This is a genomic window from Enterocloster lavalensis, from assembly GCF_046603895.1.
GTDB lineage: Bacteria > Bacillota > Clostridia > Lachnospirales > Lachnospiraceae > Enterocloster > Enterocloster lavalensis.
This window is the reverse complement of the sequence record NZ_CP176637.1, coordinates 3,398,674-3,422,326: the sequence shown is the minus strand read 5'-3', so window position 1 is coordinate 3,422,326 and position 23,653 is coordinate 3,398,674. Positions and strand designations below refer to the sequence as shown.

General features: G+C 57.2%; 20 protein-coding genes. 5 read left to right on the top strand and 15 right to left on the bottom strand.

Features of this window, described 5'->3' with window-relative positions:
* Nucleotides 1-289: 289 nt before the first annotated feature.
* Nucleotides 290-1,561 carry an IS110 family transposase gene (locus ACK2JC_RS15290; protein ID WP_022512864.1) on the top strand — a complete coding sequence of 424 codons (1,272 nt, stop codon included), beginning with the start codon at nt 290-292 and terminating at the stop codon, nt 1,559-1,561.
* 145 nt (nt 1,562-1,706) lie between these two features.
* Here the strand turns inward: ACK2JC_RS15290 and ACK2JC_RS15285 are convergent, their stop codons facing one another.
* The 4 genes from ACK2JC_RS15285 to ACK2JC_RS15270 are packed head-to-tail and all read right to left on the bottom strand — an operon-like array spanning nt 1,707 to nt 5,659.
* Nucleotides 1,707-2,687 carry a dipeptide ABC transporter ATP-binding protein gene (locus tag ACK2JC_RS15285; RefSeq protein ID WP_320937503.1) on the bottom strand — a complete coding sequence of 327 codons (981 nt, stop codon included), beginning with the start codon at nt 2,685-2,687 and terminating at the stop codon, nt 1,707-1,709.
* A gap of 3 nt (nt 2,688-2,690) precedes the next feature.
* Nucleotides 2,691-3,689, bottom strand: coding sequence for an ABC transporter ATP-binding protein (locus ACK2JC_RS15280; protein ID WP_092365760.1), 999 nt, complete (start codon nt 3,687-3,689; stop codon nt 2,691-2,693).
* 14 nt (nt 3,690-3,703) lie between these two features.
* Complete coding sequence (locus tag ACK2JC_RS15275; protein ID WP_320937504.1) at nt 3,704-4,723, bottom strand: ABC transporter permease; 1,020 nt, start codon at nt 4,721-4,723, stop codon at nt 3,704-3,706.
* A 12-nt stretch (nt 4,724-4,735) separates the two neighbouring features.
* Complete coding sequence (locus ACK2JC_RS15270) at nt 4,736-5,659, bottom strand: ABC transporter permease (protein WP_092365757.1); 924 nt, start codon at nt 5,657-5,659, stop codon at nt 4,736-4,738.
* A gap of 268 nt (nt 5,660-5,927) precedes the next feature.
* On the opposite strand from ACK2JC_RS15270, the gene ACK2JC_RS15265 reads away from it, so the two are divergent.
* On the top strand, nt 5,928-6,704 hold the full coding sequence (locus ACK2JC_RS15265) for a creatininase family protein (RefSeq protein WP_007707104.1): 777 nt from the start codon (nt 5,928-5,930) through the stop codon (nt 6,702-6,704).
* Nucleotides 6,705-6,727: 23 nt separating this feature from the next.
* On the top strand, nt 6,728-7,819 hold the full coding sequence (locus ACK2JC_RS15260) for a M42 family metallopeptidase (RefSeq protein ID WP_302326903.1): 1,092 nt from the start codon (nt 6,728-6,730) through the stop codon (nt 7,817-7,819).
* A 142-nt stretch (nt 7,820-7,961) separates the two neighbouring features.
* Here ACK2JC_RS15260 and ACK2JC_RS15255 read toward each other — a convergent pair whose 3' ends face one another.
* From ACK2JC_RS15255 to ACK2JC_RS15225, 7 genes are read right to left on the bottom strand one after another with little or no spacing between them, the layout of a single operon-like run.
* Nucleotides 7,962-8,936, bottom strand: coding sequence for an ROK family protein (locus ACK2JC_RS15255; RefSeq protein ID WP_320937505.1), 975 nt, complete (start codon nt 8,934-8,936; stop codon nt 7,962-7,964).
* A 4-nt stretch (nt 8,937-8,940) separates the two neighbouring features.
* Nucleotides 8,941-11,058 carry a beta-galactosidase gene (locus ACK2JC_RS15250; RefSeq protein WP_320937506.1) on the bottom strand — a complete coding sequence of 706 codons (2,118 nt, stop codon included), beginning with the start codon at nt 11,056-11,058 and terminating at the stop codon, nt 8,941-8,943.
* A gap of 54 nt (nt 11,059-11,112) precedes the next feature.
* Nucleotides 11,113-11,943: a carbohydrate ABC transporter permease gene (locus tag ACK2JC_RS15245; protein WP_092365745.1), complete on the bottom strand. Its 831-nt coding sequence runs from the start codon at nt 11,941-11,943 to the stop codon at nt 11,113-11,115.
* A gap of 14 nt (nt 11,944-11,957) precedes the next feature.
* Nucleotides 11,958-12,863, bottom strand: a complete 906-nt coding sequence (locus ACK2JC_RS15240; RefSeq protein WP_092365742.1) for a carbohydrate ABC transporter permease — start codon at nt 12,861-12,863, stop codon at nt 11,958-11,960.
* 21 nt (nt 12,864-12,884) lie between these two features.
* Nucleotides 12,885-14,213: an ABC transporter substrate-binding protein gene (locus ACK2JC_RS15235; protein ID WP_368271759.1), complete on the bottom strand. Its 1,329-nt coding sequence runs from the start codon at nt 14,211-14,213 to the stop codon at nt 12,885-12,887.
* A gap of 14 nt (nt 14,214-14,227) precedes the next feature.
* On the bottom strand, nt 14,228-15,187 hold the full coding sequence (locus ACK2JC_RS15230) for a glycyl-radical enzyme activating protein (RefSeq protein ID WP_166434542.1): 960 nt from the start codon (nt 15,185-15,187) through the stop codon (nt 14,228-14,230).
* Complete coding sequence (locus ACK2JC_RS15225) at nt 15,174-17,435, bottom strand: pyruvate formate lyase family protein (protein ID WP_320937510.1); 2,262 nt, start codon at nt 17,433-17,435, stop codon at nt 15,174-15,176. The genes ACK2JC_RS15230 and ACK2JC_RS15225 overlap by 14 nt, the downstream gene beginning before the upstream one ends.
* Before the next feature lie 195 nt (nt 17,436-17,630).
* On the opposite strand from ACK2JC_RS15225, the gene ACK2JC_RS15220 reads away from it, so the two are divergent.
* Both ACK2JC_RS15220 and ACK2JC_RS15215 read left to right on the top strand, forming a co-directional pair.
* The gene (locus ACK2JC_RS15220; RefSeq protein ID WP_320937511.1) at nt 17,631-18,569 is read left to right on the top strand and encodes a helix-turn-helix domain-containing protein; all 939 of its coding nucleotides are present in this window, start codon (nt 17,631-17,633) and stop codon (nt 18,567-18,569) included.
* Between the two features lie 62 nt (nt 18,570-18,631).
* Nucleotides 18,632-18,868, top strand: a complete 237-nt coding sequence (locus ACK2JC_RS15215) for a prevent-host-death protein (RefSeq protein ID WP_320937512.1) — start codon at nt 18,632-18,634, stop codon at nt 18,866-18,868.
* A 101-nt stretch (nt 18,869-18,969) separates the two neighbouring features.
* On the opposite strand, the gene ACK2JC_RS15210 is transcribed toward ACK2JC_RS15215, so the two are convergent.
* The 4 genes from ACK2JC_RS15210 to ACK2JC_RS15195 all read right to left on the bottom strand — a co-directional run bounded on the left by ACK2JC_RS15210 (nt 18,970) and on the right by ACK2JC_RS15195 (nt 23,645).
* Nucleotides 18,970-19,935 (bottom strand): ABC transporter ATP-binding protein, encoded by a 966-nt coding sequence (locus ACK2JC_RS15210; protein ID WP_092365723.1) that lies wholly within the window; start codon nt 19,933-19,935, stop codon nt 18,970-18,972.
* Entirely contained in the window at nt 19,932-20,906 is a 975-nt protein-coding gene (locus tag ACK2JC_RS15205; protein WP_320937513.1) for an ABC transporter ATP-binding protein, read from the bottom strand. The genes ACK2JC_RS15210 and ACK2JC_RS15205 overlap by 4 nt, the downstream gene beginning before the upstream one ends.
* Nucleotides 20,907-20,934: 28 nt before the next feature.
* Complete coding sequence (locus tag ACK2JC_RS15200) at nt 20,935-22,602, bottom strand: ABC transporter substrate-binding protein (RefSeq protein ID WP_320937514.1); 1,668 nt, start codon at nt 22,600-22,602, stop codon at nt 20,935-20,937.
* Between the two features lie 182 nt (nt 22,603-22,784).
* Nucleotides 22,785-23,645 (bottom strand): ABC transporter permease, encoded by an 861-nt coding sequence (locus ACK2JC_RS15195; protein ID WP_320937515.1) that lies wholly within the window; start codon nt 23,643-23,645, stop codon nt 22,785-22,787.
* Nucleotides 23,646-23,653: the final 8 nt, after the last annotated feature.

The window sequence follows — 23,653 nt, the reverse complement described above, 5'->3', positions numbered from 1 at the left end:
TTGTCATTCCTTTCGCTTCGCTCAAGGCACAAACAAGTTATGAAAAAATGTTGTACCTCTCCACTATTTGATTTATAATCCCTGTAGGGAATAGCAATACACTACAGAGCACGGAAGGAGGAGTGGCGAATTTATTCCGACCCCGTATCATTATATGTGCCGTCATCCTTTCAAGCACAAACAAGTGGGACTTTGAGCCCGGACTCTTATCATTGGTAATAAACCATGTTTATTCAGTCACAGGATGACAGTCACTGTTGCTATTCCTTTTTATAAGGTGGTGATACTTATGATGAAGTTAAAATACCCCATCTGCTGTGGGCTTGACGTCCACAAAAATGTTATCGTTGCAACCATCGTAATCACTAACAGGGACGGAGTATCCGAATACAGGCAAAAATCCTTTTCAACCATCAACTCGGATATTCAAAAGTTTCACAACTGGCTTATCGAGAATAATTGTTATCACGTTTGTATGGAATCCACAGGAAAGTATTGGATTCCTATTTTTAATTATCTCGAAAAGGACATAGAGGTCTGCCTTACACATCCCAAATATGTCAAAGCTATCAAAGGCAAGAAAACGGACAAAAAGGATTCAAAATGGATTGCCGACCTCTACAAATTTGACCTTGTCAGATGTTCCTTTATCCCTCCCAAGGATTTCCGCCAGCTCCGGGAACTTGCCAGATACCGCTTTAAGCTGGTCTGCATGAAATCCTCTGAGAAGAACCGCATCCAGAACTGTATGACCGTTTCCAATGTCGGCATTGCCAGCGTGCTTTCTGACCCTTTCGGCAAAACAGCAACCGAAATCATGTCTTATCTGCTGGAGCATACCGCTGATTCCATTGACGAAAAGGCTGTCCGAAAACTGATAAAAAAAGGGGCCAAAGCCAAGTCTGATGAAATCATCGAAGCAATCAGAGGCTGCAACATTGAAACAGACCAGGCAAAAAAACTGGAACTGGCCCTTGGCCATCTGGAATATCTTGACGGTATGATTACCCAGACCGAAGTGGAACTCTATGTCCGTATCAAACCTTATTATGAGTTTGTGGAATTTGTCAGCACCATGCCCGGCATGACAGAGTTAAGTTCCACCATTGTTCTCGCAGAAACAGGCGTTGACATGAACATTTTTGATGATGCCAAACACCTCTGTTCCTGGTGTGGACTTTCTCCTTCCAACAATGAATCCGCAGGTAAGAAAAAATCTGTCCGAATTGCCAAAGCAGGCGCTTACTTGAAACCGATGATGGTACAGTGTGCCCTTGCCGCAATCAAAAACAAAAAGCAGCCTTATTTTGCAATCAAATATGGGCGAATCAAAAAGCGTCGTGGCCATAAGAAAGCAATCATTGCCATCGCAAGAATGATGATGGTCTGTATTTACCATATGGTCTCGGAAAAGAAACCTTTTACCCCTGCTGACTATGAGGAATTGATGAAGCCTCAAAACCATGTAGAGCGTGTTGTTCTGAATGAAAACAATGTTTTTGCCTATCTTGAAAGTCTTGGTTACGATAGTTCTAAGTTAGTGAAGCGCAACGATAACTAATCTTTATTCTATTGTCAAACAATCGCAAAATCAGGGGTTTTATGAACCCTTATATAAGTGCGCCCAAAAATCCACTTTATTTTTCACTCTTCCTCCTTTTTTGATCATAGAATTTTATATAATACTGACACGAGCCAGCTATTACCTAATTGATTTTGTCCAGATGGTGGCAGGCCGCGAAATGTCCCGGCTCCCACTCCTTAAACTCCGGCGCGCTCTGGGCGCATTCCTCCGTCGCGTAGGGGCAGCGGGTGCGGAACGTACATCCGCTGGGCGGATTCATGGGGCTGGGGATATCTCCCTCAAGAATGATCCGCTGTTTTGCCCGGCTGGCCTTGGGATCCGCAATGGGGATCGCGGACAGCAGCGTCTGGGTGTAGGGGTGAAGGGGCCTGCGGTACAGCTCGTTGCTCTTTGTCAGCTCCACCATGTGGCCCAGGTACATCACGCCGATGCGGCTGCTGATGTGCTTCACCACAGACAAGTCATGGGCGATGAATAAATAGGTAAAACCCCGGTCCGCCTGCAAGTCCTCCAGCATATTCACCACCTGGGCTTGAATGGAAACGTCCAGGGCGGAAATGGGCTCGTCGCACACGATAAACTCGGGATCCACGGCCAGCGCCCTGGCGATGCCGATTCTCTGGCGCTGGCCGCCTGAGAACTCATGGGCAAAGCGGTTGGCGTGCTCCGTGTTCAGCCCCACGATGTCCAACAGGGCGTTGATCTTGTCCCTGCGCTCGGTTTTGGAGCCGTACATCTTATGGATATCCAGGGCCTCGCCGATGATATCGCCCACGGTCATACGCGGGTCCAGCGAAGCGTAGGGGTCCTGGAAAATGATCTGCATTTTTCTGCGGTAGGGCAGCATATCCACATGGGTGATGTCCTCGCCCTTATAGATGATCTTCCCCTCCGTGGGCTCGTGCAGGCGCAGGATCGTGCGCCCCAGCGTGGTCTTTCCGCAGCCGCTCTCTCCCACCAGGCCAAGAGTCTCGCCCTTCTCGATGTAAAAGCTCACATCGTCCACGGCCTTCACGTAGTTCATCTTCATGAAACCGGTTTTCACCGGGAAATATTTCTTAAGGTTATTCACCTCGATTAAAATGTTCTTACCATCCGCCATCGCCTACTCCTCCTCTTCCCGCGCTTCTTTCACCGGCAGCCAGCAGGCGGCCATATGGCCCTCTCCCACCTGACACTGGGGCGGAGCCTGGTCGATACAAATCTTCATGCAGTGCTTGCACCGCGGCGCGAAGGGACAGCCCTTGGGCGGGTTGATCAGGTCCACGGGGTTTCCCTCGATGGGGATCAGGCGCTGATGCTCGTCCGTGTCGATCTTGGGCACGGAGGCCAGCAGACCCCAGGTGTACGGATGTCTGGGCTCATAAAAGATCTGATCGCTGCTGCCGCTCTCCACAATGGTTCCCGCGTACATCACGCTGATGCTGTCGCAGATGTCGGAAACAACGCCCAGGTCGTGGGTGATGAACACGATTCCCATATGGATCTTGTCCTTCAGCTCCTTTAACAGCTCCAGAATCTGGGCCTGGATGGTCACATCCAGAGCCGTGGTAGGCTCGTCCGCGATCAGCAGCTTGGGATCGCAGGCCAGGGCCATGGCGATCATCACGCGCTGGCGCATACCGCCGGAAAACTCGTGGGGGTACTGTTTCAGCCGCTTCTCCGGCTGGTTGATCCCCACCAGGGTTAAAAGCTCCACCATGCGCTTCTGGCGCTGGTCCTTGTCCAGACTGGTGTGCTTTCTCAGGGACTCCTCGATCTGATTGCCGATGGTGAACAGCGGATTTAAGGAGGTCATGGGGTCCTGAAATATCATGCTGATATCTTTACCGCGGATTTTAAGCAGCTCCTTCTCGCTCATGGCCGTCACATCCCTGCCTTCGAACAGGATCTGTCCGCCGATCACCTTTCCCGGCTCCGGGATGATGCCCATCAGGCCGTAGGAGGAAACGGACTTGCCGCTGCCCGACTCGCCCACGATGCCCATCACCTCGCCCGGCTTTAAATTATAACTGATTCCCCGGACCGCCTTTACCTCACCCGCATAGGTGAAGAAGCTGACCTCCAGGTTCTTGACTTCCACTAAATTTTTGTTGTCTTCCATGTCCTGTAAACCTCCTATTTCTTCAGCCTTGGGTCAAGCGCATCTCTGAGACCGTCACCGAACAGGTTGAAGGCCAGGATAATCACACTGATCACGATTGCGGGGAAGAACTCGCGGTAGGGATAGGAAATAATTCCGTTCAGTCCGTCGGAACAGAGGGAGCCCAGGCTGGCCATGGGCATGGAAACACCGATACCTAAAAAGCTCAGAAACGCCTCGGTAAAAATCGCGGAGGGGATCTGCAGCATGGTCGTGACGATCAGCTGGCCCACGCAGTTGGGCAGCAGATGCTTCATGATCAGACGCTTTTTGTTGGCTCCCAGCGCCACCGCGGCGTTCACATATTCCATTTCCTTCAGCTGCAGTACCTGGCCGCGGACGATACGCGCCGCGCCCACCCAGTACAGCAGGCCGTACACGATAAAGATGGCGATAATTCCCGAACCCAGCACCTGCAGGGGTTTGAAAAACGCGTTGCTGTTGATCAGCGTGTTCAGGGGCTCCTCAATTACCATCTTGATGGCGATTACCATCAGAATGGTGGGCAGCGCGTTGAGAATATCCACAATACGCATCATGATGTTGTCGGTGGTTCCGCCTACCAGACCGGAGATCGCTCCGTATATGGAGCCGATCACCAGCACGATGAGGGCGGAGACGATACCGATCAACAGGGAGATGCGGGTTCCGATCATGGTGCGGACCAGCAGGTCGCGTCCCAGCTTATCCGTGCCGAAGGGGTGCTTGAAGCAGGGGAACAGGTTCTCGTCCCCGCGGATCTGCTGGCTGTAGGTGTAGGGGCTCAGATAAGGGCCCACCACCGCAAATATGATAAGAACGCCGATGATCACAAGGGCGACCATGGCGATTTTATTCTTCTTTAAACGCCTCCAGGCGTCCTTCCAATAGCTGACCGCCTCCTGCATGGATGTGATCTGTTCCTGCTCCTCCTTGGAGGCCGGTGCGAAATCCGCATCCGACAGTTCCGGCAGCGCGCTCAAGCCTAATCTGTGTAAAATCTTCTGTTTATCCACGTTCCCATCCTCCTATGCATCCAGCTTAATTCTCGGATCTACGAGCTTGTAAATAATGTCGCAGACCAGGGTCATCAGAATCAGAATTGCCGCATAGAAGATCGTGACGCCCATGATGATGGTGTAGTCACGGCTCTCAATGGACTTTACAAAATACCGCCCCAGGCCGGGGATGTTGAAGATCTTCTCCACCACGAATCCGCCGGTCAGAACGTTGGCGATCATGGGGCCCATGTATGTAATAACGGGGATCAGGGAATTCCTGAGGGCGTGCTTGAAGGTGGTGATGAACTCGCTCATACCCTTGGCTCTGGCGGTGCGGATGTAGTCCTGTCCGATCACGTCCAGCATACTGGAACGCATGAGGCGGGCGATGTAGCTGCAGGGCGACAGCGCCAGGGTAACCACCGGTAACACGTAGGCCGCGGCGCTGGAGAGGCCGGAGGCCGGTACCAGTTTGAGTTTCACGGCAAATAGAATCATAAAAGAGGTGGCGACCACAAAGCCCGGAACCGCGATTCCCACCGTGGAAAGCACCCGGATCACATTGTCCTGCCACTTCTCCCTCCGCAGCGCCGAGAGACAGCCAAGCGGAATGCCGATCACCGTGGCGACCACCACAGCAATGGCGCCGATCTTGGCGGAAATGGGAAACGCCTGCTTGATAATATCCATAATCGGCTTATTCTTGGCCTGCACATAGCTGACGCCGAAATCGCCGTGCAGCAGGTTTTTCAGATAATTCGCGTACTGGACCACTAACGGCTTGTCCAGACCGTATTTTGCCTCCATCGCGGCCTTCGCGGCAGCTGTGGGAGCCTTCTCACTCATAAAAGGATCGCCCGGAACCAGGTTCATGACAAAGAATGTAATCGTCGCGGCCACAAACAGCGTAATCACGGCCGTACCAATTCGTTTTACCAGATACTTTAACATAGATACCTCCTGTAGTTCTCTTTTGTAACGCTTTTGAGGCGTGTAGATATGAGGTTTAAAACAGCCTTAAACGAACAAAGGTTATAAATATACATTTTAGACTTTCATTAACCGTTTGTCAATGAGAATTGCGCCCTCCCAACCCTGATTATGCCGGAAAATATTGGCATTGCGGGCCTTCGCCTGTTATTGACATTACCCGTAAATGGAACTATACTCCTTTTTAGAAACCGTTATGAAACCAAATCATTTTTTAGGAGGAACTACTATGCGTTTAGCAAATGTGACCTGTAAAAAGGTAGAGGAATATCTGACCAGGAGCCAGACCGTCGTGATCCCCGTGGGAAGCATCGAAAACCACGGCAAGCACATGCCTCTGGGCACCGACACCCTGATCCCGGACAAAATCGTGGAGCTTCTGGAGGAGAAATCCGGCGTGATGATCGCGCCCACCATCCCCTACGGAGCCACCAACACCATCATGGGCTGCACCGGCACCATCACCCTGGGCACCGACGGCCTGGTCATGATTCTGACCAAGGTCACCGATTCCCTGTTCCGCTATGGCTTCCGCAAATTCGTGATCTTAAACGGCCACGGCGGCAACAACAAAGCCATCGAGACCGTGGGCATGCAGCTTCACCGCCGCGGCGCATGGCTGGCCAACTTAAACTGGTGGCTGATGGCCGGAGAGCTGAACCCGGAGTGGAAGGGCGGCCACGGCGGCGCTGAGGAGACCGCGGGCGTCATGGGCGTGGATCCCTCCCTGATCGATTACGACTACATAAACGAACCCATGGACTTAATCGACGACGTGGCCCCCAACATGAAAACCACCGGCTGGGGCACCGTGGATTATAAGGGCGCCACCGTGGTATTCCCCAGGGAGATGCACAACTACAGCGGCAACGGCTGGTACGGCAAGGATGAGCCCCATCTGGCAACCGTGGAGTGGGGCCAGGAGATGCTGCGCACCTTCGCCGACTACATGGCGGACTTCCTCACCGAGCTGGAAAAACTGGACCTGCCCAAGGCAGAAATCTAACGGACAAACAGGAGACTTAATATATGAACACAAATATCAATCCCAAAAGCTTGGAGCTGATCGCCGATCTCTCCAATGCCTTCGGCCCCTCGGGTTTTGAGGACGCCGTTTTCGACGTGGCCAAAAAGCACTGCGGCGACATGGCCCAGGTGACCGACGACTGCCTGCGCAACATCTACATCCGGCCCAACAAACCGGCCAAAGGGCTTCCGGTATTCATGCTGGACGCCCACTGCGACGAGGTGGGCTTCATGGTCCACTCCATCCGCCCCAACGGCACCCTGCGCTTCGTGTCCTTAGGCGGCTGGAACATGGACAGCCTGCCCTCCTCCAAGGTTCTGGTGCGCAACGCCGAGGGCCGCTACCTGCCGGGCCTGATCGCCTCCAAGCCGGTCCACTTTAAAACCGCCGCGGAGCGCAGCCAGGGAGCGGCTCCCGCCATCTCCGACTACATCATCGACGTGGGCGCTTCCAGCGCCGAGGAGGCGGTGGAGGTATTCAAGATCCGCATCGGCGAGCCCATCGTGTCCGACGTGCAGTTCCAGTACGACGAAGAGCACGACGTGATGATCGGAAAAGGCTTTGACTGCCGCATCGGCTGCGCCGCTCTGATCGAGGCCATGCATCGGCTCCAGGACGAGGAGCTTGACGTGGACCTGGTGGGCGTGCTCTCCTCCCAGGAGGAGGTGGGCGAGCGGGGCGTCAAGGTGGCCGTAAACCAGGTCCGCCCGCAGATCGCCATCTGCTTTGAGGGCTGCCCGGCGGACGACACCTTCACCGAACCCTACGCCATCCAGACCGCGCTGAAAAAAGGCCCCATGATCCGCTTTATGGACAAATCCATCATCTGCAACCCCAGATACCAGCGCTACGCCCTGGACCTGGCTGAGAAGCAGGGCCTGGCCATCCAGTCCTCAGTCCGCGAGGGCGGCGGCAACAACGGCGCCATGGTGAGCACCGCCCTGGACGGCATCCCGGTGATCGTGGTGGGCGTGCCGGTGCGGTACATCCACTCCCATTACGGGATCACTTCCTATTATGATTTCGAGGCCACCGTGCAGCTGGCCGTGGCGATTGTAAAATCCATGAATGAGGAGATTATTAAGAGCTTCTGACATGACAGGGATTGGCATATGCGCCAAAGGGCGCGCTTTATCGATAACACCGTTATAGAAAACACCGTCTGCGGGATGTGTTAACTAGCCCGCAGACGGTGTTTTTGAATTTCATATGGCAATTCCGATATGGTTGAATCTTTCAATTTCCGGCTTCCCCCAGGGCCGCCGCCCCGATCAGCCCCGCGTCCACCCCCAGGGACGCCAGCACCACCTTGGGCACCGGCAGCAGCGCGGCCCCGTAATACCGTTCGCAACAGCGGGAATTGATCTCATCCAGCGATTCTTTCCAGAATTTTACTTCCGCCCCGCCTAACACCACAATCTCCGGCCGGAACGCGTTGACCGCGTTGACAATCCCGTCGCTGACATAGTCGATATACTGGCCCAGTACCCGCCGTGCGGCACGGTCCCCCTTTCTGGCGCAGTCCATCACCTCCGCCGGGGAAATCGTCAGGGCGTCGTACCGCCCCAGCAGCGTGTTCTTATAGCGGGCCGCCGCCTCCCGGGCCTGTTCCGCCAGGGCTTCCAGGGACGCGTAGGCCTCAAAGCATCCCTTCCGGCCACAGCTGCACGTCTTTCCCCCGGACACGATGGTGCAGTGCCCCAGGCGGGCCCCTGCGCAGTATTTTCCGCCGAAAATGCGGCCATCGACCACCACGCCGCTGCTGATTCCGGCTCCGAACTGGAACAATACCACCTGGGTGCAGCGCAGGGCCGCCCCTGCCAGGGACTCGCCCAGGGCCGTGCAGCCCGCCAGCTCCGCCACCGACACGGTCTGCGCCCTGGGAAACTGTTTTTGCAGTTCCTTTCCAAAGGGCACGTGATTCCAGACCATGGGGCCGGAGTAGACCACCTCCCCGGTCTCCCGGTTGGCGATCCCCGGGCAGCCGACCCCCACAGAGGCGCAGAGGTCAGGATCAATCCCCAGGCCCCTCGCCGCCAGTCCGGCGCAATCCGCCACCAGCCGCGCCGTCTCCCGGTAATCGCAGCCAGCGCCCAGCGCCAGGCTGGCCCGGGAGACGACCCGGTGGCGGCTGTCCACGATCCCGGCTATGATCTCCCGGTTGGAAAACACCGCGCCGATCCGGTATTCTCCTCTCCCTTCACCTCTCATCCCGTCACCTCCGGCTACTGCTCCACCGCGCGCAGGTTCCGTCCCGGGCAGGCACCGTCAGCTCCAGGCACTTCCCCGGTCCGCCCGCAAACGCCTGCTCCTCCCGAAACCACACCTTCACCCGGGCCTCGCGCTCCAGATGGTTGACAACCGTCAAGAGATATTCTCCCTCCAGCCGGTGCAGGCGCACCACCGGAGCCAGCGAAATCCCACTGCTCTCACACTCCGGCACTTCCACCTTCTCAATGATCCCATAACCGCCCAGGCTCATAAAGCGGGTCAGAAGATCCCGGGTGCCGTCCCTTTTCCCGCCTCCGTCCAGCTCAAACCCGTGCTCATGATAATAGGAGGGGTAGGTTCCAATCCACACCGCCCGGCCCTTTCCCAGAAGGCGCTCCGTCACGGCGGCCTCCCCGTCCTCAAAGCGGGCCAGCACCCGGACGTCCTGTCCCGGATTCACCAGCTGCCGGTACCATTTCCCGGCAAAGACCGTGCCATCCTCGCAGCGGGCCGTGACCATACCCCAGTCCGGCAGCCCCTGAATTTCCCGGTGGCCCAGGCCGAAGAGCCGTCTAAGCGCCGTTCCCTCCTGATCCAAAAGTCCGTCCGGGCGGTAGAGGCCCGGGCAGGCCTCGGACACCAGCGTGCCCCCGCGCTCCACAAACCGGACCAGATGTTCCGTCTCCCGCTCAGAGAGCACCAGCGGCAAGGGTAGGTACAGGAAACGCACCGTTCCCTCTGCCAGCTCTCCGATATAGTCCTCGTGCAGGAAGCGGACCGGTATCCCCCGCTCGTAGGCGGCCCGGAACACGCCGCTTAAACTGCCCGCGTACATCTCTTCCCTGCGCTCCGAGGCGAAGGTCAGAAGATCGCTGCTCCTGGACGCGTAAACCGCGTTCTCAGCCGGAACCCGGACGGCGGCGTCAAGTTCCGGCAGGTTCAGCCGCCCCGCGCACTCCGAGGCCGCCAGGCTGCGGGGCGTGTCCTCCCCTGCAAATCCGGTGAGGCCGAAGCCCGGGGACTCCACCCCGGACGGTTCCGGCGCGTACTGCCAGTACACGGTTCCCTTCCCCCCTGCGGAGATTGTATTCCAGTTCCATATTTTTACATCTCCCGCGTCCGGCACCTCGCCGCCCAGAAGCCCCGGCTTTCCGGTTCCGCCCTGAAGCTCCACCTGGTAGAACAGCTTTCCGTGGGCCGCCTCCGCCACCATCTCGTTATGAATCAGATGGCGGTAGGCGTGATCCGGGCCCATGAGCCATTTGGGGAAGCTGGAAAGCCCGAACCAGTCCACCTCACGGGCAAGCAAAAACTCGTCTCCCAGCTCATTTCCCAGGCCGCCCACAATCCGGTTGCCCAGAATACCGCTGTAGGCCACATGGGTCTGCACCACCTTGCCCGGCGCTCCCCTCCTGGCCGCCCCGGCCCTCAGCTTCAGCCATCCCGCCAGGTTGTCCAGCCAGAAGCGCCGCCAGTCCAGCATATCCGCCCAGGTGCCGAACCGCGGCGGCGGCTCCACCTGTTCCCAGGAGGAGTAGGTGCGGTACCAGGCCCGGTTCAACGCGTCCAGCGACGGGTATTTCCCCTTAAGCCACGTTCTGAACGCATCCCGGGAGTGGCGGCAGTAACACAGCATATTGCTTCGGTAATCGTACATCGGTTCCAGATGAGGTTCGTTCCAGACGTCGATGGCGATCACCGCCGGTTCGTCCGCGAAGTGGCGGGCCGTCTCCTCGATAAACGCCGCCACGAGCGCCGCAAACTCCGGTTTGTCCATACAAAGTCCCGGCCAGCCGCCGCTGGGCAGGTTGGCCGGTCCCCCGTAAGCCACCCGCTGCCCGTCCGCCGTGCGGTATAAATCCTCCTCATTTCCCTCATAGGTCCAGTAGGGAGCCCCCTCGGGCACCGTGTTGATGATCACCTGAAGGCCGTATTCCCTGGAGAGTGCCACCAGCTCGTCCAGCTCTGAAAAGTCAAAGCAGCCCGGTTCCCGCTCGATCCAGTTCCAGACCGCCCAGTGTTTCACGCAGTTGAACCCCAGCTCCTTCATGTGGGCCAGGTCCCTGCGCCAGCATGCCCGCCCCGGGAAGGGCGGGCGGTAATATTGCGCTCCATACAGCATATTGGTTCCTCCTTGACGATTCTTTAAGGCCGAAACGCGTCCGGCGGCCGCCTCCTACCCTTTCACCGCCCCGGCGGTCATGCCGCTGACCAGGTACTTCTGCATCGCGAATCCCACGATGATGATGGGCACCATGGTGATGGCCGCGGCAGCGCTGCATTTTCCCCAGTCCACGGACACCGCGCCCACATACCGGGCCACGCCCACGGTCAGGGGATAGGTCTTTAAGTTGGTGAGCTGGAGGGAAAATACCAGCTCGTTCCAGGACGTCTGCATCACCAGGATCGTCGCCGAGGCCACGGCCGGTTTTAACAGCGGCACGATGATCAGCCAGAACGCCTTCATCCGGCTGCACCCCATCACGCTGGCCGACTCCAGAAGCTCGGTGGGAATATCCCGGATAAAGCTGGCCATGAGCCAGGTCACAAAGGGCAGGCTCATACAGCTGTGGGCCAGAATCGGCGCGGCGAAGGTGCCGGTCAGCTTCAGACGGTTCATCATCATAAACAGCGGAATCAGGATGGTGATGGCGGGCACCATTTTGCCCAGCAGCAGCACGTTTGACAGGTGCTGCCCCAGGCGGGACTTAAAAAGCTTCATCCCGTAAGCGGCCAGCGTACCCAACAGGATCGTGAGCGCGGTCACCGATACCGCGATCACCGCGGAGTTACGGAAATATTTGGAAAAATTATCCAACGTCAGTATTTTCTCATAGTGGCTGAGAATGGGTGTGAACAACAGCTTCGGCGGCATGATTTTCATGTCCAGGGTGCGCCGGAAGGAGTTGGAGATCACGATGTACACCGGCACCAGGGTCCAGATCAGGGCGGCGGCGAAAAACAGGAACAGCAGAACTTTTTTATACCATTTTTTCTTGTATCTCATATTGTCCTCCCCGCCTACTCTTTGTACTTTTTCAGATTGTGCCGGATAAACGGTATGCCGAATACCAGAAAAGTCACCACCATGGCGATAAAGGACAGGGCCATGGCGTAGCTCAGATTCGACTGTTCAAAGGCCTGGCTGTACGCGTAGATGCTCATGGACACGGTGGAATTATTGGGCCCGCCTCCGGTCAGGGAGTAGATAATATCGAACACCTTCAACGTGTCCACGCCGCTGATCAACAGCACCACCATGTAGACGTCCCGCAGCAGCGGGAAGGAGATTTCCACAAAGCTGCGGAATTCCCCGGCTCCGTCCACATAGGCGGCCTCATAGTATTCCTCGGGTATGGACAGCAGACCGGCTGTCATCACAATGATCACAAAGGGAACCACCTGCCACCAGTGGGCGATAATGGTGCACAAAAGCGCCGTGGAGGCTCCGGTCACCCCCGGGAAGTCGCCAATTCCCAGCCCGAACAGGCCCAGAAACCAGTAGAGAATTCCCTTCACATCGTAGATATAGCGCCAGATCAGGCCCACGATAATGGGCGAGACCAGCAGGGGCACGGTGACGATGGGGCGGAGAACCTTTCCCAGGCGTTCGCTTACCTTTAACAGCAGCGCCGCCCCCAGGGTGCCGAAAAACAGATCCCCCGCCGTGGCTCCCAGCGAGAAGAGGAGCGTATTAAAAACAGCCTTTTTCGCCGTCGCGTCCTGAAAAAAACGCAGATAGTTGGACGCGCCCACAAAATTCTCCTTAAAGTTGGTCTCGCCGAAGCCCACCTCGAAGAAGCTGAGGGAGAGCCCGTAAATGAGCGGCACGATCATCACGAACACGATCATAATCAGCGCCGGCAGCATCAGCAGAGTCGGCAGTAAATCTCCCTTTTCCAACGAGAATCTCACTTGTTTTTTCATACGCTACCTCTCAATATTTCCTTACTTACTCAGGTCAACATCCTTTAACTGCTCCTGCAAGGTCTCCATCACGGCCCTGGGATCGGCATCCGTGGAGGCGATCTCGGACAAGGACACCATCATGGCTTCCTTCACCGTTCCCCAGCTGGTGGTCACCGGATCCATTTTGCCGTTGGAAAGCTCCTCCATCACAACCGGCAGGTACGGGGTCGCAGCCAGCACCTCGGGGTCGGTCGCCAGCGTGTCGATGGCGCTGATCTGCTGGTCCGCCAGAGTCTGCTTCTTCTCGGTGTCGTAGCTCGCCATCCAGGAACAGAAGTCAAAGGCCGCCTTGGGATCAGTGGCGTTCTTGGCCACGGCCCACACCCAGAAGGTGTTGCTGGCGGCGGCGTTTCCGCTCTTTCCGGCCAACGGCGCATATTTCACGGTGTCCACGATCAGGGATTTCTCCGGGTCGGCGTTCTGGTTGGCCAGTCCGCTCATCATGATTCCGATGGGCGCTTCCTTCATGCGGACCGCCTCCGCCACCTCGTCGTGGTGCCAGGCCAGACAGCCGTCCACGGAGTTCTGTACCAGGCGGTCACAGACATCCGCCGCGTAAACCGCCGCGTCGCTGGTCAGATCCAGCTTTCCGTCCGCTGTCACGTAGTCTCCGCCGTCGGAGAACAGAAGCTGGGAGAACAGGGTGGTGGAAGCGTTGCCCTGCTTGGCGGGAACGGCGATACCGCTGCCCTTGGCCTTGAAATGCGCGGCGACCTCGATCAGCTCCTCCACGTTGGTGGGTGCCTGCAGGCCCTCCTGCTCAAACGCCTCGGAATCGTAGGCCAGAATCAGGGTCTGGGCAAAGGTGGGAAACCCGTAAACCTTGCCGTCAAAGGTGCAGCCGTCCAGCAGGCCCTTGGAATAGATGCTCATATCGATCCCGGCTTCCTGGATGAATTCGTCCATAGGGATAATGTACCCATTGTCCACGTATTCCTTCATCCACTGGCTGTTGACCCAGACCACGTCGTAGTTGCCGGAACCGGAAGCGGCCTGGAAGGAGGTCAGCTGTTTCTGCTTCAGGTTGCCGTAGTCCACGTCGTCCACTGTCACCGGGTTGGTTGTATAGCCCTCGCTGATAACCGTTTTCTGAAGATCCGCGTGGGGTCCGGCCCACACGGACACCAGCAGGTCGCTGCCCTCCGCCGCTTGCGCCGGGGCCTCCGTCTCCGCAGCCGCGGTGTCCTTAGCCTCGGTTTTCGCCTCCGGCTGGGGCGCAGCCATACTTCCCCCGCCCGAACTTCCGCCTGAGCACGCGCTGCAAGCCATCATCGCCGCCATGATTGCCGCCATCCATCTTTTTTTCATTTTGTAACCCTCCATTATCCAATTTTTATTTTTGTGAGGCCCAGGTCTTTAAACCGCCTGAGCCATACTTCCTTTTGCTTTGCCGAGGTATTTTCCTGATCCCACAGCTCCCCGGCCATCCCGATCTGATCCGCCTTGGAGACGCCCAGATTGTGGTAGGCCATAATCTCCGCCCGCCGGATATTGGGATACCGCTCCACCAGCCCGGCCACGGCTTTAAAATGCGCCTCGTCGTCGTTAAGCCCTGCAATCAACGGCAGGCGCAGGATAATATCCGCCCCGTGATCACAGAGAAATTTCAGATTGCTCTGAATCAGCCGGTTGTCCACGCCGCAGAATTCCCGGTGCTTCTCTGGATCGGTGGCCTTGTAGTCAAAGAGAAACAGATCCACCTTTCCCAGCAGACGGGCGAACTGTTCTTCCGGGGCGAAACCGCTCGTCTCCATACACACATGGATTCCGTCCAGCTCGTCCAAAAGCCGCTCCACAAAGGGAAACTGGCTCATGGGCTCCCCGCCGGTCAGCGTCACGCCGCCGGTATTTCCCTCCTCGTCCTTCACCTGGTAATAAGCCCGGTCCACCAGAATCTGCTCGTTCAGCTCCCGCGCCGTGTACTCCCTCCCGATGATGGAGCGCGCGTCGTAGCAGCAGACCTTCAGGCACTCCCCGCAGGCGGCGCAGCGGCTGTAATCCACGGCCAGAAGTTCCCGCCCGCCCTCTCTCACCGCCTGATTGACGCCCCGGGTACAGGCCAAGACGCAGGCCATGCAGCCGGTGCAGGCCGAGGGCTGGAAGGAGAGCTGCCTCCCCGGCCGGTAGGACTCCGGGTTGTGGCACCACTTACAGCGCAGGGGACAGCCCTTAAAAAACAGGTTGGTCCTGATCCCCGGCCCGTCGTTTACGGAAAAACGCTGGATATCAAAAAGAATTCCTTTTATTTCCTTATTATAATTGTGCTGATCAATAGGTTGCACGGTCATAAATCTCCTGTTGTACGTCCTTTTTCAGCTGCACGTACCTTGCGCTGAGGCCACCCACCCGCACGATCAGGTCCTGGTAGTCCTCCGGGTGCTCCATGGCCTTTTTCAGGTCCTCTTTACCCACCACGGTGATCATCAGGTGCGCTCCGCCCCGGTCAAAATAGTTTCGGATCAGCCCCTTCACCTTCTCCCGGTTCTGTTCAAAAGTCTCCCGGGACAATCTCAGGTTCTGCACCATACCCGCGTGATTGTCGTGCCGGGGCTTCAAAATGGAATTGAGCATGGCGGTGAGACCGTTTTTATCCGTTCCGGAAGAGGGGTTGTTGGCATTTGCCATGGGCATCCCGGCCTTTCTGCCGTCCGGCGTGGCCCCCACCCAGCGCCCCAGGGTGGTGTTCTGTGCATTGTTGATGTTCACCGCCAGATAGCTCTTTAGGCCCACCTTTTCCGCCTGGCTGCTGATGGTCTCGCAGAGCCAGTCGTGAAGCTCCACGAAGATTTGATCCACATAGTCGTTATCGTTTCCGTACTTGGGCACGTCCAGCAGCTGCCTGCGCAGGGCCTCCCAGCCGGTGAAGTTGTCGTTCATGGCCTGCAGCAGGTCCCCGGCGCTGACGGTGCCATCCTCGTACACCAGTTTTTTCACCGCCGCCAGGCTGTTCACCGTGTTGACCACGCCGTAGAGTTCCAGCGTCCCGGCCAGATACCGGCAGCCGCCGTCGAATATCGCCTTGCCGCTCTCCAGCACGCCGTCGTAGAGCATGGACACGTACATAAAGCTGTGCATTTTCCCCGTGATCTCATACTCATATTTCTCAAAAATGGCCTGGGCCTCAATATAGTACCGCAGGTTTTCTTTATAAACCCGGAAAAACTCCTCAAATGTCCGGCACTGCGTGATGGGCTTCAACTGCTTTCCCAGATGCCAGTCCATAATAGGCTCATAGCCGCCCCGGACCGCCAGCTCCAGAATCTTTAACGTGTTCAGGGAACCGCTTGGCGTTCCGAAACTGTAGTGGTCGAACTCCATCTCCCCGCAGCCCAGGGGCACGTATGTCTCCGCCCGCTCCCGGCTCACATGGAAGGCGTTCATCAGGCCGGGCACCAGCACGTCGTCGTTGTAGAGCAGCGGGTAGGTGCGTCCCTCCTCGATGCAGCGCATGGCCGCGTCCCAGACGCACTCCGGCGTTTCCCGGTTGAACCGCAGGGTGAACTGAGGCAGAATCTCCCGCACCGTGCGGCAGGCTTCCAGAGCCGTCATACACAGCCGGTCCGCGTTCTCAGGGTTGCGCCTTCCGTAGCCCCCCACGATCACGCGGCAGTCTGTCTCGCTGTCCAGGCTGTCGATCTGCCGGAAATAGCTCTGGAGCAGCGCCAGGGCCTCCTCCTCGGTCAGCACCCCGTTGTCGATGTCGTGGGCGTACCAGTCTCCCAGGTAAACGTCCATGCGCCCGAACTGGAGCAGCGGGGCCATGATGCCGTAAATCCACACCAGCTGCAGCGCCTCCATCATGGAGCCGGGGGGGCGCTCTGCAATAGCTTCCAGGGCCTGGGCCATGCGGCGCAGCTCCCCTTTTCGCTTCTCATCTGCGGCCTGGGCTAAGAGCTCCAGGGCCTGATCCCGGTACCAGAGGCACACCTGCCCCATGAGCTCCAGGGAGCCGTCCATACACTGGTAGAGCACCGCGTCCCCGCCTTCCTGCTCCGCCTTCTCCCGGTAAGCCGTTACCTCCGCCCTCATACCGGGGAGTCCCAGGCGGATCAGCTTGTCAAAGTCCAGGTACGCCCCCGCCATGCGGATAATGGGCGAGGCGGGGAGGGGGGTCTGTTTCCAGTTATCGGAAAAGAGGATATTTTTGATGGAATCCGGGGTGTTCCTTAAGACCTTATTGTTGCTGCTGTTGGTTTTCCAGAAAATCAGCAGGTCGTGAAGATCCTCCCGGTATTTTGCGTTCCCCTCGCCGAACTCCAGCGCCTCCGTCACCCGCGGCTCGTCGATATAGTAGCCGTACCCGCCGGTCTGCCCCTGGATGCCAAGTCCCACCAGCCCGGCCTCCACCCTTCCGGCCAACAGGTCCTCATCCTGGATCGGATGGAGGATCGCCGGGTACTGGGCCCGCAGGCACGCCAGTTCGATCTGCGCCGGATGGGTGTACCGCTTTACGGCGTCGCGGTAGGCTTTTGTGAAGGCAATCTCAAAAGACAGGTCCGTTCGCGGGTTTTTTACTTTGAAATGGTTCATAGTTTCCTTCTTTCCCATATTATGACATAGCTATTTTGTACTCAGTTCGCCAAAACCGGTTTTTTCTGCGCATTTTGTACAACTTTTTCTTGATTCAACTAGATATTATCACAGATATGTGGGCTTATCTTGTCTTGAAATGATATTTTATTTGTTGTATATTGATATTAATCAAGCACAAGGAGGTCAACAAAGATGAAAAATATCCCCCGCCTGACCGCCAACCGGATCTTAAGCTCCCCCAGCCACGGTTACGCCAGCTTCATCACGGACCGGCGTCAGCTGGTGAAGATCCACTGCCACAGCTACTATGAACTGTTTATCGTAGCCCAGGGCTACGGCACCCACCTGATCAACTCCACTTCCGAGCCATTGTCTCCGGGGGCCCTCTATTTTATCCGCCCGGACGACGTGCACTGTTACATGGACGTGACCTCCAACTTCAAGATCATCAACATGATCGTGCCCGAGGAAACCTTTGACCGGCTCACCCAGTATCTGGGCGGCACCTTCCGGGACGATCTGCTCTCCCCGCCCTGCCCGCCCCACGTCCAGGTGTCCATGAAGGAGTTCAAGTCCATTCTCACAGAGCTGGAGCAGCTGGTGCTGACCAAGAAGATCCTGAAGGAGAAATCCGACGTATTTTTCCGCATCACCGTGTTTGGCCTTCTAACCAAATACTTCGTGCTCTCCCCCCAGAAGAGCTCCGGCCGGGCCCCGGAGTGGCTGCGCTGGCTCAGCCTGGAGATGCTGAAAAAGGAGAACTTCGTGGAGGGCCTTCCCGCCCTGTACCGCCTGTCCGGCAAGAGCATCGAGCACCTGTCCCGGGCCTGCCGGAAGTATTTACAGAAATCCCCAACTCAGCTGATCAACGACATCCGGCTGGAGTATGTGGTGAACCAGCTCCAGAACACGGACGAGAAGGTGATCGCCATCTGCGAGGACGCCGGGTTCGACAGCCTGAGCCATTTCTACCACATTTTCAAACAGGCCTACGGCATGTCCCCGGCCCAGTTCCGAAAGACCTGCCGGACGGAAGAGTCTGGGTTGGACTTTACGGACAATTTGGTCTACGACGCCACGATTCCCAATGCGTTGCCGTTTGATTTGGGATTGGCGACGCAGCAGGGGTGATGGGAGCGCCTTTTTGGCGCGTCTGGCCAAAAACAAAATAACCACATAAGGAGATGAGCGCTATGTCCCATATTCGACCTGTTTGTGATTTGGAAAATTATATGGAAGTCTTAAAAGAGGTGCGAAAGAACCAACCAGTCTACCTGACAATAGACGGGCATATTGAATATGCCATTTTAAAAATTGAAGATCTTTACCGGCTGCGCGCCTCGGCCGCCCTTTTGGCCCAGTTGGAAGAAGGCGAGAAATCTGCCCGTGAAGGAGGATGGATTTCCGCGGACAAACTTTTGGACCTGTAAACCGTCTTTCTACATCCGAAATACCAAAAAAGGGGGCCGCCGCATATCACCCAATCGCGGCAGCCCCCTTCTTCTATCTCTCTCAAACCTCAATCACACACTTACTCATACAAATGACACGACACGAAATGCCCTTCGGTCACTTCCCTCTGCTCCGGCATCTCCCCTCTGCATCGCTCTGTAGCCTGCGCACATCTGGAACAGAACGGGCACCCTTCCCGGGACGCCTTGGCGATCTTCCCGATTCCCCGGTACAGCTCGTCCTTGTCGTCCATCACAACCGGCTTCGGCACGGCCGCCATCAGCACACGCGAATACGGGTGCAGCGCGTTCTCGAAGAACTCCTTCGTCTCCGCCACCTCCACCAGCCGCCCGGCGTACATCACGCCCACCCGGTCGCTGATGAACCGGATCACGGACAGGTCGTGGGAGATGAACATATAGGACAGCTTCCGTTCCCTCTGCAATTTCTTCATCAGGTTCAGCACCTGGGCCTGCACGCTCACATCCAGGGCGGACACCGGCTCGTCGCAGACCACGAATTCCGGGCTGACGGAGATCGCCTTGGCGATCCCGATTCGCTGGCGCTGGCCGCCGGAGAACTCGTGGGGATATTTCTTCTTGTACATGGGCGCGAAGCCCACCTCCTCCATCAGGCGGTCGATGCGCTCGTCCAGCTCCTTCTGGCTGATCTGCGGGTAATGGAGCCGGATGGGCTCCGCCAGGGACTGCTCCACCGTCCACCTGGGGTCCAGGGCCGAGTTTGCGTTCTGGAACACGATCTGCATCTTCTGCCGGTAGGGCTTCATCTCCTCCAGGCTCAGCTTGCAGATATCCTTCCCGCGGTATAGGATTTCCCCTTCCGTCGGCTCATGGAGGCGCAGCACCGCCCGCCCGGTTGTGGACTTACCGCAGCCGGATTCCCCCACGATTCCCAGGGTCTCCTGCTCGTCCACGTGGAAACTGATCTGGTTGACCGCCTTCACGGTCTCGGACTTGGCGCCGAAAAAGCCCTGTTTGCTCGTATAAAATTTGCTCAGATTCTTTACTTCCAACAGTCTGCTCATGCCTTATCCTCCAGAACGCCCCAGCATCTGCAAAAATGCCCTTCTTCCACTTCCACCAGCTCCGGCTCCTCTCTGCGGCAGCGGTCCGTACACCGCGGACAGCGGGGCGCAAATGCGCACCCTTCTGTTTTCTCCGTCAGCGCCGGAACCATTCCGGGGATGGTGCTCAAGAAATCCTCATCCTGATCCAGCTTGGGGATACACAGGAACAGGCCCTTGGTGTAGGGGTGGAGCGGCTGCTCGAACAGCCGCTTCACCGGAGCCGTCTCCATAATTCTCCCGAAATACATCACCGCCACCCGGTCGCAGATTTGCGCCACCACGCCCAGGTTGTGGGTGATCAGGATAATGGAGGTGTCGTACTTGTGCTTCAGTTCATTCATTAATTTGAGGATTTGGGCCTGGATCGTCACGTCCAGAGCCGTGGTGGGCTCGTCCGCAATCAGAATCTTGGGGTTGCAGGACAGGCTCATGGCGATCATCACCCGCTGGAGCATACCGCCGGACAACTCGAAGGGATAGGACTTCACCACCTGCTCCGGCCGCTCGATTCCCATATCGGTGAGCAGCTCCACCGAGCGCTTTAACGCTTCCTTTTTGGTGATCTTCATGTGGGGCAGCATCATTTCCACCATCTGGTTGCCCACGGTAAACAGCGGATTTAACGCGGTCATAGGCTCCTGGAAAATCATGGAAATCTTTCCGCCCCGCAGCTGGCGCATCTCCTTGGGGGAGAGCTTGAAAATATCTCTCCCCTCGAACATGGCCTCCCCGGCGGACACCCGGACCTTGGGCCCCAAAAGCCCGGTGATGGATAAGGAGGTCAGGCTCTTTCCGCAGCCGGACTCCCCCACCAGCCCCAGCGTCTCGCCCTTTCCAAGCTCGAAGCTGACGCCGCTCACCGCCTCAAAGGTGCCGTAATTGGTCGTTATCTCTGTATGCAAATCCTGTACTTTTAAAATCGGCTCCATACTTAACCCTCAAATCTTTTTTATTCCATTATTTGGAAATCTGTGCAAAACGCACGGCTCCGTCTGGATAATACATAAAGCTTTTCACATTCTTGTTCAGCACGTAAATATTGGACTTCTCATACAGCGGCACCCACGGAGCGTCCTCAGCCACGATCTTCTGGGCCTCGGTGTACAGCTCATAGCGCTCCTCCAAGTCGTTGGAGGACTCGGCCTTGTCCCAGATACCGTCCACCTCGTCGCTCTTGTAGGAGCCGTAGTTGTACTCACCCTGTGAATACAGGCAGTTTCCGAAGAAATAACCCGGGTCGTTCACAAAGGAAGAATAGCTGGAGATCGCCATGTCAAAGTTGTGGCTTCTGGTGGCTTCCAGATACTGGGCCCGCTCCATTTTCTCGATGCTTAAGTTCACGCCGATCTTCGCCAGCTCGGCCTGCACCAGAATGGCGGTGTCCTCATAGTCCTGGTTGCCGGTGCTGATCACCAGCTTCATGTCAAATCCGTCAGCGTATCCAGCCTCGGCCAGCAGGGCTTTCGCCTTGTCCAAATCCTGGGTGTAGGCCCCGGTGGTGTCCGTGATATGGCCCGGCATCGCGCTGGGAATCACGTAGTCCAGCTTCTTGGCCTTCCCGCTCATCACGTCGTTCACGATTACGTCATAGGGAACCGCGTAGTTTAACGCCTGGCGCACCTTCACATTGTCCAGGGGCGCTTTCTGGGTGTTCAGAGACAGGTACACGATGGAAACGCTCTCGTACACCCGGATATCCAGGTCCGCGTTACCCTCCAGCTTGGACAGGTCCTTGGGCGGGATCACTCTCGCGATATCCACGTCGCCCTTGTCCGCCAGCAGCACACGGTTGGAGGGCTCGGGAATGATCTTCACGATCACCTTGTCCAAATCCACTTTCCCCTTCCAGTAGTCGGGACGGGCGTTTAAAATGACCTCGGTGGTGGCATCCCACTTCTCGATGTCAAATGCGCCGGAACCCACAGTGGTGGTGGTCAGGAAGGTGTCGATCTCCTCCTCGGACATCCCCTCCAGCTGGTTGGGGTTCACGATGGAGAAAATGTGCATCTGCAGCAGATTAAAGAAAATGGTGCAGGGCTTGGACAGCTTAAAGGTCACGGTGAGGTCGTCGGTCTTCTCCATGGTGTCGATGTTGGCCAGGGAGTACAGAAAACCCGTATAGTTGGAATTCTTGATGCGGTTAAAGGAATAGATCACCGCGTCGGCGGTAACCGGGTCCCCGTTGGCGAACTTGGCGTTCTCATCCAGATGGATCACATAGGAAAGGCCGTCATCAGACGCCTCCCAGCTCTTGGCCAGAGAAGGCTGAATGTCGCTGGTGTCCGCCATCTCGTAACCCTGGTCATTTTTCTTGGTTCCGTAGGTGACCAGCTGGTCGTAGGCCGCGTTGATGAACTCGGCGGAGGTGGAATCCGTGCCCTGGGTGGGGTTCAGCGTCTTGCCGCCCTCGGCGTAGGCCAGAGTCAGCACCTTGCCGCCCGCGTTTGCCGTATTGTCCGCGGCCGCCTGGGTCTCTCCGCCCTCCTGGGCCGTCCCGCTCTCGCCCGCGGCTGTAGTGGCCGCCGTGGTGGCGTTGGGGTTGTTTGCATTTGCGTTGGCTCCGCAGCCCGCCAGGGACGCTGCCATCACAGCGGCGGTCAATGCCGCCAGAAATCGTTTCTTCATAACTTGTTCTCCTCCATTTCTAAAATATGTGTCTGAAACTCTATGTTCGAACCTCTGCCTGGGCCCCCTTAAGAATCGCTCTCAGGTTCCCCGGCAGAGGTCCAGTGCCGTGTACCGCAGGTCCGCGCGCGGAAAATGCCAGGTATCCGCACACGCCTTGGCGGCGCATTGCACGAACATTCTTACTGCGTCCGGTAGTCCAGGGCGTCCCGCAGGCCGTCGCCGAACAGGTTGAAGGACAGCACCAGGCTGGCGATGGCCAGGCCCGGGAAAAAGATCATCCACCACTCCCCGGTCAGAATATACCCGCGGGCGTCGGAGATCATATACCCCCACTCCGGCGTAGGCGGCTGCACACCGATTCCCAGAAAGCTTAAGCTGGAAACCGTCAGAATGGCGCTGCCCAGGCTCAGGGACAGGCGCACCAGAATCGGCGTGATACAGTTTGGCAGGATATGCCGCACCAGAATGTCCCGCCGGGGCAGGCCGATGGCGTGCTCGCCCTCGATGAAGGCGCTCTGCTTGACCGAAAGGGTCTGGGCGTACATGAGGCGGGCGAAATTGGGGATACCCGCTATGCCCACGGCCAGCATGGCGCTGAAGCTGTTGCGCCCCAGGGCCACGGAGATGGACATCACCAGAATCAGCATGGGGAACGCCTGGAGCGAATCCATCACGCGCATAATCAGATTTCCGGCCTTTCCCTCGTAATACCCGGAAAATGCTCCCAGCGGGATGCCGATGCACAGGGAAATGCACACCGCCACAAAGCCCAGCAGCAGGGAGATTCTGGCCCCGCACATCATACGGCTCAAAATATCACGGCCGAAGTTGTCCGTTCCCATCAGATGTCCCGCGCCGGGGGCCAGGAGCTTTTCCGCCATATTGACCTCATTGGGCCCGTAGGGCGTATAGAAAAACGACACCAGGCCGATCAGCAGCCACAGCAGGATCACGATCCCGCCCACCAGCGCCATTTTCTGCTTTACCAGCCGTTGAAGAAAGGAGGGCCTGTCAATTCCGATATTCTTCTGCTCACTCATCTTTCTTC